Source organism: Pseudokineococcus sp. 1T1Z-3 (assembly GCF_037482365.1).
Classification (GTDB): domain Bacteria; phylum Actinomycetota; class Actinomycetes; order Actinomycetales; family Quadrisphaeraceae; genus Pseudokineococcus.
This window is the reverse complement of the sequence record NZ_JBBHZF010000026.1, coordinates 333,210-348,709: the sequence shown is the minus strand read 5'-3', so window position 1 is coordinate 348,709 and position 15,500 is coordinate 333,210. Positions and strand designations below refer to the sequence as shown.

Here is a 15,500-nt window from a genome sequence, read left to right as displayed (position 1 = left end):
AGTGACCCCGGGGAGTGACCTGGCGAGGCGGCCACGCCCCGCCACCGGGCGCTGGACGACGGGCGACGGGCCGCCGCACCCCCACCGGGTGCCGCGGCCCGTCACCCGGCACCATCGCCACGTGGTGCAGACGGCCGAGCTCCTCCTCGACGGCGCGAGCGAGCAGGCGGTGCTGGAGCAGTGGCGCCGTCTGGAGGAGGCGGACCTGCCGAACCAGGGCCGCCACACCGGGGCGACGAACCGTCCCCACCTGACGCTCGTCGTCGCCGAGGAGATGCCGGCCTCGCTGGACCCGCTGCTCGCCGCGGCCGCCGCGGCGCTGCCGGTGGCGGCCCGGCTCGGGCCGCTCGTGGTCCTCGGCGGTCGCCGGCACGTCCTGGCCCGGCTCGTCGTGCCGTCCGCGGCGCTGCTTGACCTGCACGCCGGCGCCCTCGTCGTCACCGCCGCCTGCCCGGGCCGCAACGAGCTCGTCGAGGCGGGCACCTGGACGCCGCACGTCACCCTGGCGCGCGGGCTGTCCGCCGACCAGGTCTCCGCGGCCCTCGCGGTGCTGGGGGGACAGGCGACCGACGCGGGGCAGGTCGTGGGACTGCGGCGCTTCGACGGCGAGGCGAGGAGGACCCGCCTCGTCGCCGGGGCGGACCCGCAGGCCTAGCCTGCGGCTCCCGGCCGGTCGGACGCCAGGAGCGCCAGCGTGCGCACCAGGACGGGCGTGATGGGCGCGTCCAGCCGCAGCGTCGCCGTCGCGTCCGCGCGGGTCTCCCCCGCCGTCAGCACCGCGACGGGCAGCCCGGCGCGACGGGCGCGGAGCACGAACCGGTAGCCCGACATCACGGTCAAGGACGACCCGAGCACCAGCAGGGCACGCGCGGCGTCCACCCGGGCGAAGCTCTCCTCGACGCGGGGGCGCGGCACCGTCTCCCCGAAGAAGACGACGTCCGGCTTGAGCGGCCCGTCGCCGCAGCGCTCGCAGCCCACGACGACGAAGCGCTCGACCGCCGTCTCGGGCAGCTCGACGTCGCCGTCGGGGTTCACCTCGCCGGCGGGAGGCTCGACGGCGAACCCCGGGTTGGCGGCCCGCAGCCGGTCGTCGAGGCGCTCGCGGGCCGACACGTCGCGGCAGGCGAGGCAGACGACCCGGTCCAGGCTGCCGTGCAGCTCCACGACGTCACGCCCGCCGCCGGCCTGGTGCAGCCCGTCGACGTTCTGGGTGATCGTCCCCCGCAGCAGCCCGGCCCGCTCGAGCGCGGCGACCGCACGATGGCCGTCGTTGGGCCGCGAGCGCGCGATGACCCGCCACCCGACGTGGCTGCGCGCCCAGTAGCGACGACGCGCCGACGGCCCGTCCTCGCTCTGCCCCGTAAACGCCTGGTAGGTCATCGGCGTGTGCCGGCGCAGCGAGCCCTGCGGCCCGCGGTAGTCGGGGATGCCGGAGTCCGTCGACAACCCGGCGCCGGACAGGACGGCGACCCCACCGGGGCCGACGAGCTCGGCCAGGCGCTGCGCGCACTCCTCCACGTCGGTCAGCGCGGGCACGCGCGGGCGCCCGCGGTCCGCCACGGCCCCCAGCGAGGGCCGGCCCAGCAGCCGCGCGGGTGGCAGAGGGGTCGGCACCACCGGGCCACCGTACGTCGGCACCTCCGGGCGGCACCTCCGGGCGGCACCTGTGGGCGGGGCCTCTGGGCGGCACCTGTCGGCGGCACCTGTGGGCTGGGCATCAGATGGCCCGACGGCCACCCCGCCGAGACCTCGTGCGCCCGACGCGGGGGCGCTCGCCCACCCCGGGGACGGGGGCACCTAGGCTGCAGCGGTGAGCGAGGCGCGAGGTTCGGCGGGCAGCACGGCGGCGACGGCTCTCGTGCCCGGGCAGGCGGCCGAGCTCCGGCTCGAGGCGCACCCACGGGGGGCGTCCGCGGCCCGCTCGCTCGTCGCGCGGGTGCTGTCGCCGACGGCGCCGGCGTCCGTCGTCGAGACCGCCGCGCTGCTCACCAGCGAGCTGACGACCAACGCCGTCCTGCACGCGCGGGGCGAGGTCGTCGTCCGCGTCGAGCTGGAGTCCGACCTCGTCCGGGTCGAGGTCACCGACCGCTCGAGCGCCACACCCTCGGTGCGCGTCCCGCGCCTGGACTCCCCCGGTGGGCGCGGGCTCGTCCTCGTCGAGGCCCTCAGCTCTCGCTGGGGCACCCGCATGGTGCGCGGCGGCAAGGGCGTGTGGTTCGAGCTGCCGCTCGACCCGGCCTGAGACCGACGTCCCGGGCGGGACGCACGCCCTCCACGACGCGCCCTCGCCACGACGCACGAGAGCCCCGGCGCGGTGCGCCGGGGCTCTCGCGGGGGGTGTGCTGCCTCAGCCGGTCGTGTAGGTGAGGCAGTTGGCGACGACGTCGTGACCCGGGCCGACGCGCACCGACTCGGCCGAGCAGGTGAGGTCCTTGTTGAAGGAGCAGTCGGTGCGCTCGCAGGCGCCGACCTGACCGACGACGCGGTCCAGGCCCCCCTTGGTGCTGATGTCGAAGAAGGTGCCGCAGCCGGCGGTGCCCTGCTCGCTGCGGACGGTGATGGCGGGCGCGTGGCACCCGTCGTGGTTAAAGGCGCAGCCGTCGACCGCGCACTCGCTGACCTGGGGCATCTCCAGCAGGGACATGCGATCTCCTTGGGTCGAGCCGCCGAGGGCGGCGTCCGGGGTGTCGCGGACGACGGTAGGGCTCTTTCTCAAGAATTGCACCGAAGGCAAGCCTTCGTTGAATGTCGGACGGACGGCCGGCTCGTCCGAGGTAATGGCAGGAAAGGGGAGCCTCACCATTGTCGGTGGCCGTGGGGCGGGCGCGGGCGGACCAGCTCCTCCGCGCGCGCCGCCGCTGTCGGTGGTCTGCCGCACACTCCCCGGAGGAGGTCGCGCACCGGGCGTGACCCCGTGCTGCGGCCCGCCGGTCGCGGCCGCACCGGGGAGGTCCCATGGACAGGCAGGCAGCACGCGAGCTCAAGCGGGAGCTCCTGGCGACGTCGAGCCCCCTGCGCGCGGCCGCGCGCGAGGACGCCGTCGGGGCGGGCGGCGCGGTCGTCGTCGGCGTCCGGGTCTTCGGCGAGGGTCGCTACGGGGTGGCGGTGCGCCACAGCGGGGGCGTCGGCGCGGACGTGGGCGCCCGGGCGCGCGACCTCGCCGGGGACGACGCCGACGTGCTCGACATCGGTGAGGTGCGGGCCCTGTCCTCCGCCGCGCCGCAGCGTGTCGGGGCACCCGGCGAGGAGCGCCCCGCGCCGTCGGGCCCGCCGTCCGGCCGTGCGACGCCGCAGGAGCCGGGCCGCTGGGCCGCGCCGGTGCTGCAGCAGCGCGAGCGCCCGCTGCGGCCGGGGCTGTCCGTCGCGCAGGAGGCCGTCACGGCGGGGACCCTCGGCGCCCTGGTGCGCCGGCGGGCGGACGGGCGCACGTACGCCCTGTCCAACAACCACGTGCTCGGCGACTCCGACCGCGCCGCCGAGGGCTCGCCCGTGCTGCAGCCCGGGCCCGCGGACGGCGGGACGGCAGCGGACGTCGTCGGTGCTCTCGGGCCGGTCGTGCCCCTGCAGGTCGCCACGCCCAACGTCGTCGACGCCGCGCTGGCCGCTCTCGCGGACGACGTCGAGGTCGACCCGACCTACCCCGTCGGCGCGGTCACGGGCACGGCCGTGGCCGACGACGAGCTCGTCGTGGAGAAGGTGGGACGCACGACCGGGCTGACCCGCGGGGTCGTCACGGCCGTCGAGCTGGACGGCGTGGCGGTGTCCTTCCCCGCCGGGGTCCTCACCTTCGACGACCAGGTCGAGGTCGCGGGCCTCGACGGGGCCTTCAGCGCCGGCGGCGACAGCGGCTCGCTGGTCTACGACCCGGCCACCGCCCGCGCCGTCGGCCTGCTGTTCGCCGGCTCCCAGCGCGGCGGTCCCGGCGGCACCGGGCTCACCTTCTGCAACCCGGTGGACGCCGTCCTCGCCGCCCTGGAGGTCGAGCTCCTCGGCTGAGCGGGTGCCTGCGCGCCGGCCCGTGCCACGCGGCGCGTCAAGGAGCACACTGGCGGGGTGAGCCGACGCCCCGGGACGCTGCCACCCCCGGAGGAGGGGCGCGCGCCGGGGGGCAGCCCCGCTCCCGCGCCTGCGCAGGGCCCCAGCCGCGAGGCGGCGCGGGCCGCCAAGGACCGTCTTGCGCCGTCGCTGGCCGACGACCCGCGCGTCAACGGCGTCGGCGTGGTGCGCTGGCGCAGCGCCTACGCCGTCCGCGTCAGCGTCGTGACCCAGGAGGACCTGCCCGAGGTCCCGGCCGAGGTCGACGGCGTCCCGGTGCGCGTCGCGGCCGTCGGCCGCGTCGTCGCCACGCCGGCGCCCCTGCCCGGGACCACCGCCGGGCCGCTGTGAGCCCGGGACCGGCCGCGGCGTCGGCGCAGCGCGACCTCGACGTCCTCGTCCTCGGCGCCACCGGCCTCACGGGCCGCCTGGTCGCCGAGCACCTCGCCGGAGGCCGCACCGGCACCCTGGCCTCGGCCACGGGGGCGGACGACGTCCGCTGGGGCGTCGCCGGGCGCGACCCCTCGCGGCTCGCGTCGCTGCTGGCCGACCTGGGCGCGCCGACGGTCCCCTCGCTCGTCGTCGACCTCGCGGACACCCCGGCGCTGGAGCGCGCCGCCCGACGGGCCCGGGTCGTGCTCAACCTCGCCGGGCCCTACGGCCGCACGGCCGACGCGGTCATCGGGGCGTGCGTGCGCGGCGGCGCCTCCTACGTCGACCTCAGCGGCGAGATCCCCGCGGTGGCACGCTCGGTGCGGCGCTGGCACGAGCCGGCCCGTGCGGCCGGGGTGCAGGTCGTCCAGGTGAGCGGCTACGAGGCCCTCCCCGCCGACCTCGCCGTGCTCGTGGCCTGCCGGCGGGCGTCCGGACCGGGGCGGGGCGAGGGCTCGGGGGACGGCCCGGGGGCCGCGGGCCCCGTCGTCGCCGTCGCGGTCACGGCGCGGGCCACGCCGCCGCGCCGGCGGCTCGGCCTGTCCGACGCCGTGTCCGGCGGCACGCTCCAGAGCCTGGCCGGGGTCCTCGCCGACGCGGACGCCCGGGCCGCCGCGGACCCGGCGGCTCTCGTCACCCGCCGCAACGCGGCGCGGCGGGTGCGGCGCGCCAGCCCTCTGCGGCTGCGCCCGCGCGTCGTCGGCGGGCGCGTGCTGGGTCCGCTCGTGCCCGCCGGCTTCCTCGACCCGCCCGTGCTGCACCGCACCGCGGCGCTGCTGGCGGCCGAGCGGGGCGAGGAGCACCACCCGGCCGCCCTCGCCGAGGGCCTCGACCTCGGGCCGGCCCGCTCGCCCGCGGTGCCGGCGCTCCTCCTCGTGGCGTCAGCCACGTGGCTGCTCCAGCGCGCCGTGCTCACCGCGGCACACCTGCCACGGCGCCTGCGCGAGCCGCTCGCCGCGGCCCTCGCCCACGTGCTCCCCGGCTCGGGCAGCGGCCCGGACGGCGACGTCCTCGACGGCTGGTCGTGGAGCGTGCGCGCCGACGCGCTGACGGCCGACGGCGCCCGCGCGAGCGCTGTCCTGGACGGCGAGGGTCACCCGGGCTACCGGGCCACCGCACGGATGGTCGCCGAGGTGGGCCTGCTGCTGGCCCGGCCGAGGGGTGGGCCGCGCCGCACCGGTCACCTCACCCCGGCCCTGGCGGTCGGGCTCGACGGCCTGCCCGAGCTGGCGGCGGCAGGGCTCGTCCTGCGGGACGCCTGAGGATGCTGCGGCGGCCCTGCTCAGAGCGGGTCGCCGGCGTGGGCGCCGTCGACGGCGTCCCGCTCGGTGCGCAGCAGGGTGATGGCGGCCTCGAAGTCCTCGAGCGAGCCGAAGGCCTGGTAGACGGAGGCGAACCGCAGGTAGGCGACCTCGTCGAGCGCGCGCAGCGGGGTCAGGACGGCGACGCCGACCTCGTGCGCCTCGACCTCGGCGGTCCCCGCGGTGCGGATCGACTCCTCGACCTGCTGGGCGAGGAGTGCCAGCTGGTCCTCCGAGACCGGCCGGCCCTGGCAGGCCTTGCGGACGCCGGCCAGCACCTTCTCCCGGCTGAAGGGCTCGGTCGTGCCCGAGCGCTTGACGACGGTGAGGCTCGCGGCCTCCATCGTCGTGAACCTGCGCTGGCAGCGGGGGCACTGCCGGCGGCGCCGGATGGCGGCGCCGTCCTCGGTCGCGCGGGAGTCCACCACGCGGGAGTCGGGGTGCCGGCAGAAGGGGCAGTGCATGGTCGTCCCCTCTCGGCTCGGCGCCTGCCCTGCGGGCGCCCCGGGCGTCCGCCCGCGGCCTGACGCCCTCTCGTCTCGACGCCCTGTCGCGTCGACGAGGTGTCGCGTCGACGAGGTGCCGCGCCGATGAAGCACCGGGCACCACGACGGCCTCGCCCCCGGCGGTGAGGTGACGCTAGGCCGGTCCGCGGGCTCGCGCAAGGAGCAGGACGCCGGTCAGCGCGCGAGGACCTCCTGCACGGGACCGACGGTGAAGTAGAGGAGGAAGGCAGCCCCGACGACCCAGAGCAGCGGGTGGATGCCGCGGGCCTGGCCGCGCACCACGGCGACGAGGACGTAGCTGAGGAAGCCCGCCCCGATGCCCACGGTGATCGAGTAGCTGAAGGGCATGAGGACGATGGTGAGGAAGGCCGGCAGGGCGATGCCCGGGTCGTCCCAGCTGATGCCGGTGACCTGCGTCATCATGAGGTAGCCGACGACGACGAGCGCCGGGCTGGCCGCCTCGTAGGGCACGAGGGCGACGAGCGGCGAGAAGAACATCGCGAGCAGGAACGCGGCACCGGTGACCACGCTCGCCAGTCCGGTACGGGCGCCGTCGCCGACGCCGGCGGCCGACTCGACGAAGCTCGTGGCGCTGGAGGCGCTGGCGCCCCCGCCCGCGACCGCCGCGAGGCCGTCCACGAGCAGGATCCGCTGGCTGCCCAGGGGGTTGCCCTCCTCGTCCAGGAGGTCGCCCTCGGAGCCGACGGCGACCATCGTGCCCATCGTGTCGAAGAAGTCCGCGACCACGAGCGTGAAGACGACGAGCACGGCCGTGATGACCCCGACGGCGGCGACGCCGCCGAGCAGGCTGACGGCACCGACGAGGCCCAGGTCGGGCAAGGAGAACCAGTCGTCGGGCAGCGCCGGCACCGAGAGGCTGAACCCGGTCGGGTTCGGCTGGTCGCCGCCCGCCTGCGGGCCGATGTCGAAGAGCGCCTGCAGCACCAGGGCGAGGGCCGTGGCCACCACGACCCCGATGAGGAGCGCCCCGCGGGTGCCGCGCACCACCAGGGCGACGGTGACGAAGAGGCCCGTGAGGAAGACCAGGAGCGGCCAGCCCACGACCGAGCCGCCGACGCCGAGCTCCAGCGGTGTGCCACCGCCCTCGGGCGGGCGGACGAAGCCGGCGTTGACGAGGCCGATGAGGGTCAGGAACAGGCCGATGCCGACGCTGATCGCCGTCTTCAGCTGGCCGGGCACGGCCCGCAGGACCGCGCGGCGGAAGCCCGTGAGAACGAGGACGACGATGACAGCACCCTCGACGACCACGAGCCCCATGGCCGCCGCCCACGTCATGCCCGGCAGGCTGGCGACGCCGTAGGCGACGAAGGCGTTGAGGCCCAGCCCTGCAGCCACGCCGAGCGGGAACTTGCCGACGGCGCCCATGAGCAGCGTCATGACGCCCGCGACCAGGGCGGTCACCGCCGCGACCGCGGGCAGGTCCGGGGCGTCGCCACCGCCGAGGTAGGCCCCGGTCGAGTCGGGCACCGTGCCGATGATCAGCGGGTTCAGGACGACGATGTAGGCCATCGCCACGAAGGTGACGAGACCGCCGCGGACCTCGCGCGTCGTCGTCGACCCCCGCTCGGTGATGCCGAAGTAGCGGTCGAGCCGCCCCGTGGGCGGCCGCTCGTCCGACGGCGCCGTGGCCGTGCTCGCGCCTCTGCTGCTCATGCGGACCTCCGCGGGCCACCGGGACGCGCGGGCGGCGTCCACGGCGGCAGCTCGTGCGGTGCTGGTGCCGGGCAGCCGCAACGGTGGCAGAGGTCACGTCCGCGCGGGGGCCGCGTCGCCCGGACGAGGCGAGCTCCTCGGCAGGACGTCAGGGTGAGACGCGCGGGCAGGACGTCAGGGTGGGACCTCTGGGCAAGGTCTCAGGGCAGGAGGAGGCGCTGCCCCACGGCGAGGTCGCTGGAGGTCAGCCCGTTGAGCGTCTGGAGCTGCGTGACGACGTCCCGGACGTCCTCCCCCGGCGCGGCCAGCCCGGCTGCGATCGCCCACAAGGTGTCCCCCGCCTCGACGACGACGGCACCGGCCGAGGTGCCCGCCGCGGGGACGGCCACCGACGAGGCCGGCACCGTGGCCGCGAGCTGCGCGCCCCGGCTCGCGCCGAGCGCCGTCGCCGTGACGAGGAGCAGGACGGCCGCCGCGGCGACGAGACGCCCTCGCGACGTCAGGCGCAGGGGAGCCTCAGCGCTGGCCGGGCGCGGCGTCACGCACCTCGGCACCACCCCGTCGCCCGGGACGGCGGGCGCAGGGCTGGTACCCGGCACAGGTGCAGGCGCTGGCACGAGCACAGGCGGCCCCGCCGGCACGGGAGGGGGCGCGAGGGCGACGGCGAGGCGACGGCGCGGCACGGCGCCGCCGCGGCGGGTGCGGGGGACGGGGAAGGTGTCGAGCGGCAGGGCGATGGTGCTCATGGGACCTCCTGGTCGAGGCCGCCGGGCTCAGACCCGGCGGGCGTGCACGGTCGAGGGCGGGGCGCCCGTCCGCGAGGCTCCGCGTCGAACGCGCATTCGATAGAACGTCTGTGCGATGTGTACCAGCCACGGCGGCGGCCGTCCAGGGGTGGCCCCGCGGCCAGCCCCGCGCCTGCCTCTTCTGACCTCGTCCGCCGTCACCAGCCGGACCTCACCACCGACCACCGACAGCGCCAGCACCACCGGGCGGCTCCACCGGTCACCACCGGCAGCACCGTCCACCGGCACCGCGCCCGGCCCCGCAGGAGAGCCGCGACACGCTCGAACAGATGTTTGGCATCGCCCCTGGCGATCTCTACCGTGGGCCCCGCACGGCGGCGCACGAGGCGCCGGCCGGGCACCGAGCTCAGGAGGCGACGTGGCGCGGCGCACGAGGCAGGGCGGGACCGACGCGGGGCCTCCGCAGGACGGCACGGGGACGGAGGGCGGCCAGGTGGTGGAGCTGCCCGAGACGCCGGCGGCGCGGGACGGGCTGACGGCGCGCCAGCGCAAGGTGCTGGAGTGCATCAGCGACTCGGTGAGCCGGCGCGGGTACCCGCCGAGCATGCGGGAGATCGGCGAGGCCGTCGGTCTCACAAGCCCCTCGAGCGTCTCCCACCAGCTGAGCGCCCTGCAGCGCAAGGGCTACCTGCGCCGAGACCCCAGGCGTCCCCGCGCCATCGAGGTCGTCGCGCCGGGCCTCCCGCCGGTCGAGGCCGACGAGGCGTCGCTGCTCGCCCCGCACGCCGACGAGACCGGCTCGGGGGACCAGCGGCCCGCGGCGACGTACGTCCCCGTCGTCGGGCGCATCGCGGCGGGTGGCCCCGTGCTGGCCGAGCAGGCCGTCGAGGACGTCTTCCCCCTCCCCCGCCAGCTCGTCGGCGACGGGCAGCTCTTCCTCCTGCGCGTGACCGGCGAGTCGATGGTCGACGCGGCGATCTGCGACGGCGACTGGGTCGTCGTGCGTCAGCAGCCGGTGGCCGAGAACGGCGAGGTCGTCGCCGCGATGATCGACGGCGAGGCCACCGTCAAGGTGTTCCAGCGGCGGGACGGGCACGTGCGGCTGCTGCCGCGCAACCCCGCCTTCGAGCCGATCCCGGGCGACGAGGCGACCGTCCTCGGCCGGGTCGTGGCCGTGCTGCGGAGCGTCTGAGGCCCGGCGCCAGGCCTCAGGTCTCCGCGGCGCCGTCGCCCAGCGCCGAGGCGGCGACCCGCAGGTCCGCGACGAGGCCGGCGCGCGCCTGCTCGCGCTCCGGGGCCGGGGTCCGCAGCACGGCCGAGGGGTGGATGGTCGCGACGAAGCGCTTGGTGCCTCGGGAGGTCTCGCGCTCCAGGACGACGCCGCGCTCGCGCGTCACGCGGAAGGACGGCCCCAGCAGGGCCTTGGCCGCCGTGGCACCGAGCACGACGACGACGTCGGGGTCCACGGCCACGAGCTCGGCGGCCAGCCACGGCTTGCAGGCCGTGACGTGGCCCGCGTCGGGGGTGGCGTGGATCCGGCGGTTACCGGGTGCGCTCTGGCTGAAGCGGAAGTGCTTGACGGCGTTCGTGACGTAGACGTCCTCGCGGGCCAGGCCCGCCTCGGCGACGGCCTCCTGCAGCAGCCGGCCGGCCGGCCCCACGAAGGGGATGCCGCGCTGGTCCTCGACGTCGCCCGGCTGCTCGCCGACGAGCGCGACCCGCCCGGTGACGACGCCGGCGGAGAAGACCACCTGGGTCGCGGGCTCCCAGAGCTCGCAGCCGCGGCACGCCGTGGCGGCCTCCCGCAGGTGCGCGACGTCCCGGTGGTCGGGGTCGGGCAGCCACGCGGTGGCGCCGGGTCGGTCGGGGCGCGTCGCCATGACCGGCACCGTAGGTCCCTCGCACCGACCGCACCCGTCCAGCACGTGTTGGTGCCGGGCCCTCCGCGAGGCCGTCCCGGGCTCCTGCCCGACCCCTCAGCCCCGCAGCGCCCCGAGCACCCGCTCGACGTCGTCGGGGCCGTTCCAGAGGTGGAAGGAGAGCCGGACGGCGCCGGCGCGCGCCACCGCCGTCACGCCCGCGTCGGCCAGGCGGGCCAGGGCCCGCCCGTCGGGGTCGGGCACCGTCACGACGGCGCGGCCGGCCGGCGGCAGGTCGAGCCCCGCCAGCACGGCGTCGGCCAGCGCGGCGTCGTGGTCGCGGACCTGGGCGACGTCGAGACCGGCGAAGACCTCCAGCGCGGGCACGGCGCCGGCCCACGCGAGCCACGCCGGGGAGACGTCGAAGCGCCGCGCGTCGCCAGCCAGGGCCATGGCGGGGCCGTAGACCGAGCCCCAGACGTCCTCGCCGGCGTACCAGCCGGCGGACGTCGGCAGCAGCCGCTCCTGCCAGGAGGGCGCGACGGTCGTGAAGCACACGCCGCGGGGCGCGCACAGCCACTTGTAGGCGGCGGTGACGCTGACGTCGTAGTCACCAGCCCGCACCGGCAGCCAGCCGGCGGCCTGGGTGAGGTCGCAGAGGGTGGCGGCACCGACCCGCGCCGCGGCCTCGCGGACGGCCGTGTCGTCGGCGAGCGCCCCGTCGGCGGACTGCACCCGCGACCAGGCGACGAGGTCGCAGCCCTCGTCGACCGCGTCGGCGAGGCCGGCCAGCGGCACCTGGGCGACCACCAGACCTCTCCGCCCGGCGTGGACCAGGAAGGGGAAGACCACGGAGGTGAAGTCCCCGGCCGGCACGACGACGCGCGCCCCGTCGGGCAGCGACGAGGCGACGGCGCCGACGGCGACCGAGGCCTGCGAGCCCACGGCGACCCGCCCGACCGGCACGTCGACGAGGCCGGCGAACAGGGACCGTGCCCGCGCGACGACGGCGTCGTAGCCGGTGGCCGTCGCCGTCCCCGTGGCCCACTCGTGCACCGCCGCGGCCAGGGCCTCCCGCGTCGTCCGGCTCGGCAGGCCGAGGGTCGCCGCGTTGCAGTAGCCGGGCACGGCCTCGAAGGCCGCCTGCGCGCTCGCGAGGTCCGGGCCGGTCACGGCGCCCCCTCCTCGGCGGCGCCCTGCTCCTGGGCCCGGGCGGCGGCGTCCAGGCGCCGCAGCGCCCCGAGCACGACGTCGCGGTCGCTCGTCGCCCACAGCGGCGGCAGGCTCGCGCGCAGGAAGCCGCCGTAGCGCGCCGTCGCCAGGCGCGGGTCGAGGACGGCGACGACGCCGCGGTCGGCGGTCGAGCGCACGAGCCGCCCGGCGCCCTGGGCCAGGCGCAGCGCGGCGTGCTGGGCGGAGACGGCGAGGAAGCCGTTGCCGCCGGCGCGCGAGACGGCCTCGGCGCGGGCCGAGAGCAGCGGGTCGTCGGGGCGCGGGAAGGGGATGCGGTCGATCGTCACGAGCTGGCACGAGGGCCCCGGCACGTCGACGCCCTGCCACAGCGACAGGGTGCCGACGAGCACGCTCGTCGGGTCGGCCGCGAACTCGCGCACGAGGGTCGGCGTCACGTCGTCGCCCTGGCACAGCACGGGGACGTCGAGCCGCTCGCGCAGCACCTCGGCGGCGGCCTCGGCGGCACGGCGCGAGGAGAAGAGCCCCAGCGTGCGCCCGCCGGCGGCGCGGACCAGCTCGGTGACCTCGTCGACCACGGGCGTCCCGGCGCCCTCACGACCCGGGACGGGCAGGTGGCGGGCGAGGTAGAGGATCCCCTGGCGCGGGTAGTCGAAGGGGCTGCCGACGTCGAGGCCGTCCCAGGCCGGGCTCCCCTCGCCCCCAGCCCCGGGGGTGGAGCCGAGGCCGACCGCCTGCGCGGCACCGGTGAAGGTGCCTCCCGTCGTGAGCGTCGCGGACGTCAGGACCACGGTCCGGTCGGCGAACAGCGCCTCGCGCAGCAGTCCCGCCACCTGCAGCGGCGCGACCTGCAGGGCCCTGCGCGCGGCCGAGGGCGTGGAGGACAGCTCGGAGACCGAGAGCCACAGCACGTCGTGCCCCGTGCCGTCGCGGGGCGCGCCCGCCATCCGCTCGGCGACCTCGAGGACCTCCCCGACAGCGGCCTTGGCGACGGAGATCGCCCCGGCCACGGCGTCCGTGGGTCGTTCCCCGGGGGGTGGGCGCAGCCGCCCCGTGAGCTCGCGGGCGGCGTCGCGGACGCCCGAGACGGCGAGGTGCACCAGCTCGGGCAGGCCACGGGCGAAGCGCCCCTCGGGCACCTCGGCCAGGGCCACGCCGAGGTCCTCGGCCGCGGCGTCGAGGCGGTCGGTCTCGGCGCCGGACTGCCGCGCCCGGGTCGCGGCGGCGGCCACCGAGGCCACGGTCAGCTGCGCCGAGACGACGGAGGTGACCCGGTCGGCGAGCTCGTGCGCCTCGTCGACGACGAGCACCTCGTGCTCGGGCAGGATCGCGCGGCCCTCGAAGGCGTCGATCGCGAGCAGCGCGTGGTTGGTGACGACGACGTCGACGTCCCGCGAGCGCTCGCGCGCCCGCTCGCTGAAGCAGTCCTCCGCCTGCGGGCACCGTGTCGCGCCGAGGCACTCCCGCGCGCTGACGGCGAGCTGGCGCCAGGCGAGGTCGCTGACGCCGGGCACGAGGTCGTCGCGGTCCCCGGTCGACGTCGTCCGTGCCCACTCCCGCAACCGGACGACGTCACGGCCGGTGCGCCCGCTCGGGCCGCCGGAGGTCAGCGCCAGCCCCGGCATCGGTGCGGGAGCGTCGAACAGGGCCTCGTCCTCGGGGAAGCCGCCGTCGACCTTGTGCACGCACAGGTGGTTGGCGCGGCCCTTGACCACCTGCCAGGTGAGGCGGCGCCCGAGCAGCGGCTCGAGCGCGTCGGCCAGGCGCGGCAGGTCCCGGGCCGCGACCTGGTTCTGCAGCGCGAGCGTCGCCGTCGAGACGACGACGGGGCGTCGCGACTCGACCGCCCGCCGGGCGAGGGGCACGAGGTAGGCCAGCGACTTCCCGGTGCCGGTCCCGGCCTGGACGAGCAGGTGCTCGCGCGTGGACAGTGCCGCGTCGACGGCGCGGGCCATGACGTGCTGCCCCTCGCGCCGGGCGCCCCCGAGCGCGGCGACCGCGCTGGCGAGCAGCGCGTCGACGTCGGGCACCTGGTCCGCCGCCGGGGGCGGGGGCGCGGCAGGGGCGGGCGGGGCGGTGCTCACCGGCCCGAGGGTAGGTGCGCCACCGCCGGCGCCGGCCGTCGTCCCCCGGGCACGGCGAGGACGGCGGCCGAGCGGCACCTGTGGGCGCCTGCGCGCACCCTCAGACGGCGACGCCGTGCAGCTCGGCGGCCAGGTGCTCTCCGACACGGGCGACGAGCCGGGTGCCCGCGCCCGTGTGCTCCTCGGCGAGGACCTCGCCCGTGCCGTGCACGCGTGAGACCAGGTCCCCTCGGGTGTAGGGCACGACGACGTCGACGTCCACGTCCGGGCGCGGCAGCCGCTCGGCGACCACGTCGAGCAGGTGGTCCAGCCCCTCCCCGGTGCGGGCCGACACGACGACGGCGCCCGGCAGCGCCGACCGCAGCCGGGCCACCGCCTCGGGGGAGGCCGCGTCGCACTTGTTGAGCACGACGAGCTCGGGCACGTCGAGCGCCCCGACGTCGGCGAGGACGGAGCGGACGGCGGAGACCTGACCGAGCGGGTCGACGTCGGAGGCGTCGACGACGTGGAGCACGAGGTCGGCCCCGCCCACCTCCTCCAGCGTCGAGCGGAAGGCCTCGACCAGCTGGGTGGGCAGGTGCCGCACGAAGCCGACGGTGTCGGCGAGGACGTAGGCGCGCCCGTCGGGGGTCTGCGCCCGCCGGACCGCCGGGTCGAGCGTGGCGAACAGCGCGTCCTCGACGAGCACGCCGGCGCCCGTCAGGCGGTTGAGCAGGCTCGACTTGCCGGCGTTGGTGTACCCGGCGATGGCCACGGCCGGCACGCCGCCGGCGAGGCGGCGGGCCCGCTTGGTCGCCCGCGCCGGGCTCATCTCCCGGATCTGGCGGCGCAGCCGGGCCATGCGGGTGCGGATGCGGCGCCGGTCCAGCTCGATCTTCGTCTCACCGGGCCCGCGGGAGCCGATGCCGGCGCCGGCGGCCACGCGACCACCGGCCTGGCGGGACATCGACTCGCCCCAGCCGCGCAGGCGGGGCAGCAGGTACTCGAGCTGCGCGAGCTCGACCTGGGCCTTGCCCTCCTTGGACTTCGCGTGCTGGGCGAAGATGTCGAGGATCAGCGCGGTCCGGTCGATGACCTTGACCCCGACGATGTCCTCCAGCCCGCGGCGTTGCGACGGCGAGAGCTCGCCGTCGCAGACGACCGTGTCGGCCTCGGTGGCCGCGACGATGCCCTTGAGCTCGGCGGCCTTGCCGGAGCCGAGGAAGGTGGCCGGGTCGGGCGTGGGGCGACGCTGCAGGACGCCGTCGAGGACGGCCGAGCCGGCGGTCTCGGCCAGGGCGGCCAGCTCGCGCAGGGACGCCTCGGCCTCCTCGACGCTCGCAGTGGTCCAGAGCCCGGCGAGGACGACGCGCTCCAGGCGCAGCTGCCGGTACTCGACCTCGGTGACGTCCTGCAGCTCGGAGGAGTGCGTGCCCAGCCCGCCGACGCGCCGCAGCGCCTGCCGCTCGGCGAGGTCGAGCTGCTCGCCGTCGAAGGCGGATGCCTCGGCGGTGGGCGGTGCCTGGCCGTGCTGGCCGCCGGGCGTGCCATGGCGGGACAGGATCCGGCTGACCGCGTCGCTGCGGCCGTCGGTCGAGGTGCCCGTCGTGGCCTCGTGGTGGGTCGACGTCTCGGAGCGGGTCGACGTCTCGGAGCGGGTCGACGTCTCGGTGCGTGCAGTCATGGTCTCCTG

The 15,500-nt window shown here is 77.2% G+C and carries 15 protein-coding genes; 6 read left to right on the top strand and 9 right to left on the bottom strand.

Annotation, left to right across the window (positions count from 1 at the left end):
- The first annotated feature begins 121 nt into the window (after positions 1–121).
- Positions 122–655 (top strand): 2'-5' RNA ligase family protein, encoded by a 534-nt coding sequence (locus tag WDV86_RS13740; RefSeq protein ID WP_339568198.1) that lies wholly within the window; start codon positions 122–124, stop codon positions 653–655.
- On the opposite strand, the gene WDV86_RS13735 is transcribed toward WDV86_RS13740, so the two are convergent.
- On the bottom strand, positions 652–1,587 hold the full coding sequence (locus WDV86_RS13735) for an NAD-dependent protein deacetylase (protein WP_445263092.1): 936 nt from the start codon (positions 1,585–1,587) through the stop codon (positions 652–654). The genes WDV86_RS13740 and WDV86_RS13735 overlap by 4 nt on opposite strands.
- 223 nt (positions 1,588–1,810) lie before the next feature.
- On the opposite strand from WDV86_RS13735, the gene WDV86_RS13730 reads away from it, so the two are divergent.
- Positions 1,811–2,242, top strand: coding sequence for an ATP-binding protein (locus WDV86_RS13730; RefSeq protein ID WP_339568196.1), 432 nt, complete (start codon positions 1,811–1,813; stop codon positions 2,240–2,242).
- A gap of 105 nt (positions 2,243–2,347) precedes the next feature.
- On the opposite strand, the gene WDV86_RS13725 is transcribed toward WDV86_RS13730, so the two are convergent.
- Positions 2,348–2,644, bottom strand: coding sequence for a DUF1540 domain-containing protein (locus WDV86_RS13725; RefSeq protein WP_339568195.1), 297 nt, complete (start codon positions 2,642–2,644; stop codon positions 2,348–2,350).
- 311 nt (positions 2,645–2,955) lie between these two features.
- Here WDV86_RS13725 and WDV86_RS13720 point away from each other — a divergent pair, with 311 nt between their 5' ends.
- From WDV86_RS13720 to WDV86_RS13710, 3 genes are read left to right on the top strand one after another with little or no spacing between them, the layout of a single operon-like run.
- Positions 2,956–3,996, top strand: coding sequence for a hypothetical protein (locus WDV86_RS13720; RefSeq protein ID WP_339568194.1), 1,041 nt, complete (start codon positions 2,956–2,958; stop codon positions 3,994–3,996).
- 57 nt (positions 3,997–4,053) lie between these two features.
- Positions 4,054–4,386 carry a hypothetical protein gene (locus WDV86_RS13715; RefSeq protein WP_339568193.1) on the top strand — a complete coding sequence of 111 codons (333 nt, stop codon included), beginning with the start codon at positions 4,054–4,056 and terminating at the stop codon, positions 4,384–4,386.
- Positions 4,383–5,729: a saccharopine dehydrogenase NADP-binding domain-containing protein gene (locus WDV86_RS13710; RefSeq protein WP_339568192.1), complete on the top strand. Its 1,347-nt coding sequence runs from the start codon at positions 4,383–4,385 to the stop codon at positions 5,727–5,729. The genes WDV86_RS13715 and WDV86_RS13710 overlap by 4 nt, the downstream gene beginning before the upstream one ends.
- Positions 5,730–5,749: 20 nt before the next feature.
- Here WDV86_RS13710 and nrdR read toward each other — a convergent pair whose 3' ends face one another.
- From nrdR to WDV86_RS13695, 3 genes are all read right to left on the bottom strand, one after another.
- On the bottom strand, positions 5,750–6,232 hold the full coding sequence (nrdR, locus tag WDV86_RS13705) for a transcriptional regulator NrdR (RefSeq protein ID WP_339568191.1): 483 nt from the start codon (positions 6,230–6,232) through the stop codon (positions 5,750–5,752).
- A gap of 216 nt (positions 6,233–6,448) precedes the next feature.
- Positions 6,449–7,948, bottom strand: a complete 1,500-nt coding sequence (locus WDV86_RS13700; protein ID WP_339568190.1) for an NCS2 family permease — start codon at positions 7,946–7,948, stop codon at positions 6,449–6,451.
- Between the two features lie 200 nt (positions 7,949–8,148).
- Positions 8,149–8,694: a LysM peptidoglycan-binding domain-containing protein gene (locus WDV86_RS13695; protein ID WP_339568189.1), complete on the bottom strand. Its 546-nt coding sequence runs from the start codon at positions 8,692–8,694 to the stop codon at positions 8,149–8,151.
- A gap of 418 nt (positions 8,695–9,112) precedes the next feature.
- On the opposite strand from WDV86_RS13695, the gene lexA reads away from it, so the two are divergent.
- Positions 9,113–9,886, top strand: coding sequence for a transcriptional repressor LexA (gene lexA / locus WDV86_RS13690; protein WP_339568188.1), 774 nt, complete (start codon positions 9,113–9,115; stop codon positions 9,884–9,886).
- A 16-nt stretch (positions 9,887–9,902) separates the two neighbouring features.
- Here lexA and WDV86_RS13685 read toward each other — a convergent pair whose 3' ends face one another.
- The 4 genes from WDV86_RS13685 to hflX all read right to left on the bottom strand — a co-directional run bounded on the left by WDV86_RS13685 (position 9,903) and on the right by hflX (position 15,491).
- On the bottom strand, positions 9,903–10,574 hold the full coding sequence (locus tag WDV86_RS13685; RefSeq protein WP_339568187.1) for a UdgX family uracil-DNA binding protein: 672 nt from the start codon (positions 10,572–10,574) through the stop codon (positions 9,903–9,905).
- 96 nt (positions 10,575–10,670) lie between these two features.
- Positions 10,671–11,726 carry an aminotransferase class V-fold PLP-dependent enzyme gene (locus tag WDV86_RS13680; protein WP_339568186.1) on the bottom strand — a complete coding sequence of 352 codons (1,056 nt, stop codon included), beginning with the start codon at positions 11,724–11,726 and terminating at the stop codon, positions 10,671–10,673.
- Positions 11,723–13,828, bottom strand: a complete 2,106-nt coding sequence (locus WDV86_RS13675) for an ATP-dependent DNA helicase (protein ID WP_339568185.1) — start codon at positions 13,826–13,828, stop codon at positions 11,723–11,725. Before WDV86_RS13675 ends, WDV86_RS13680 begins: the two co-directional genes overlap by 4 nt.
- A gap of 100 nt (positions 13,829–13,928) precedes the next feature.
- A complete protein-coding gene (gene hflX, locus WDV86_RS13670; RefSeq protein WP_339568184.1) occupies positions 13,929–15,491 on the bottom strand; it encodes a GTPase HflX in 1,563 nt (520 codons plus the stop codon).
- Positions 15,492–15,500: the final 9 nt, after the last annotated feature.

Bases quoted from the DNA above. Each gene is read 5' to 3' on its own strand.
- WDV86_RS13725 (WP_339568195.1), bottom strand. From the start codon at position 2,644: ATGTCCCTGCTGGAGATGCCCCAGGTCAGCGAGTGCGCGGTCGACGGC.
- WDV86_RS13720 (WP_339568194.1), top strand. From the start codon at position 2,956: ATGGACAGGCAGGCAGCACGCGAGCTCAAGCGGGAGCTCCTGGCGACG.
- nrdR (WP_339568191.1), bottom strand. From the start codon at position 6,232: ATGCACTGCCCCTTCTGCCGGCACCCCGACTCCCGCGTGGTGGACTCC.
- WDV86_RS13700 (WP_339568190.1), bottom strand. From the start codon at position 7,948: ATGAGCAGCAGAGGCGCGAGCACGGCCACGGCGCCGTCGGACGAGCGG.
- WDV86_RS13695 (WP_339568189.1), bottom strand. From the start codon at position 8,694: ATGAGCACCATCGCCCTGCCGCTCGACACCTTCCCCGTCCCCCGCACC.
- WDV86_RS13685 (WP_339568187.1), bottom strand. From the start codon at position 10,574: ATGGCGACGCGCCCCGACCGACCCGGCGCCACCGCGTGGCTGCCCGAC.
- hflX (WP_339568184.1), bottom strand. From the start codon at position 15,491: ATGACTGCACGCACCGAGACGTCGACCCGCTCCGAGACGTCGACCCGC.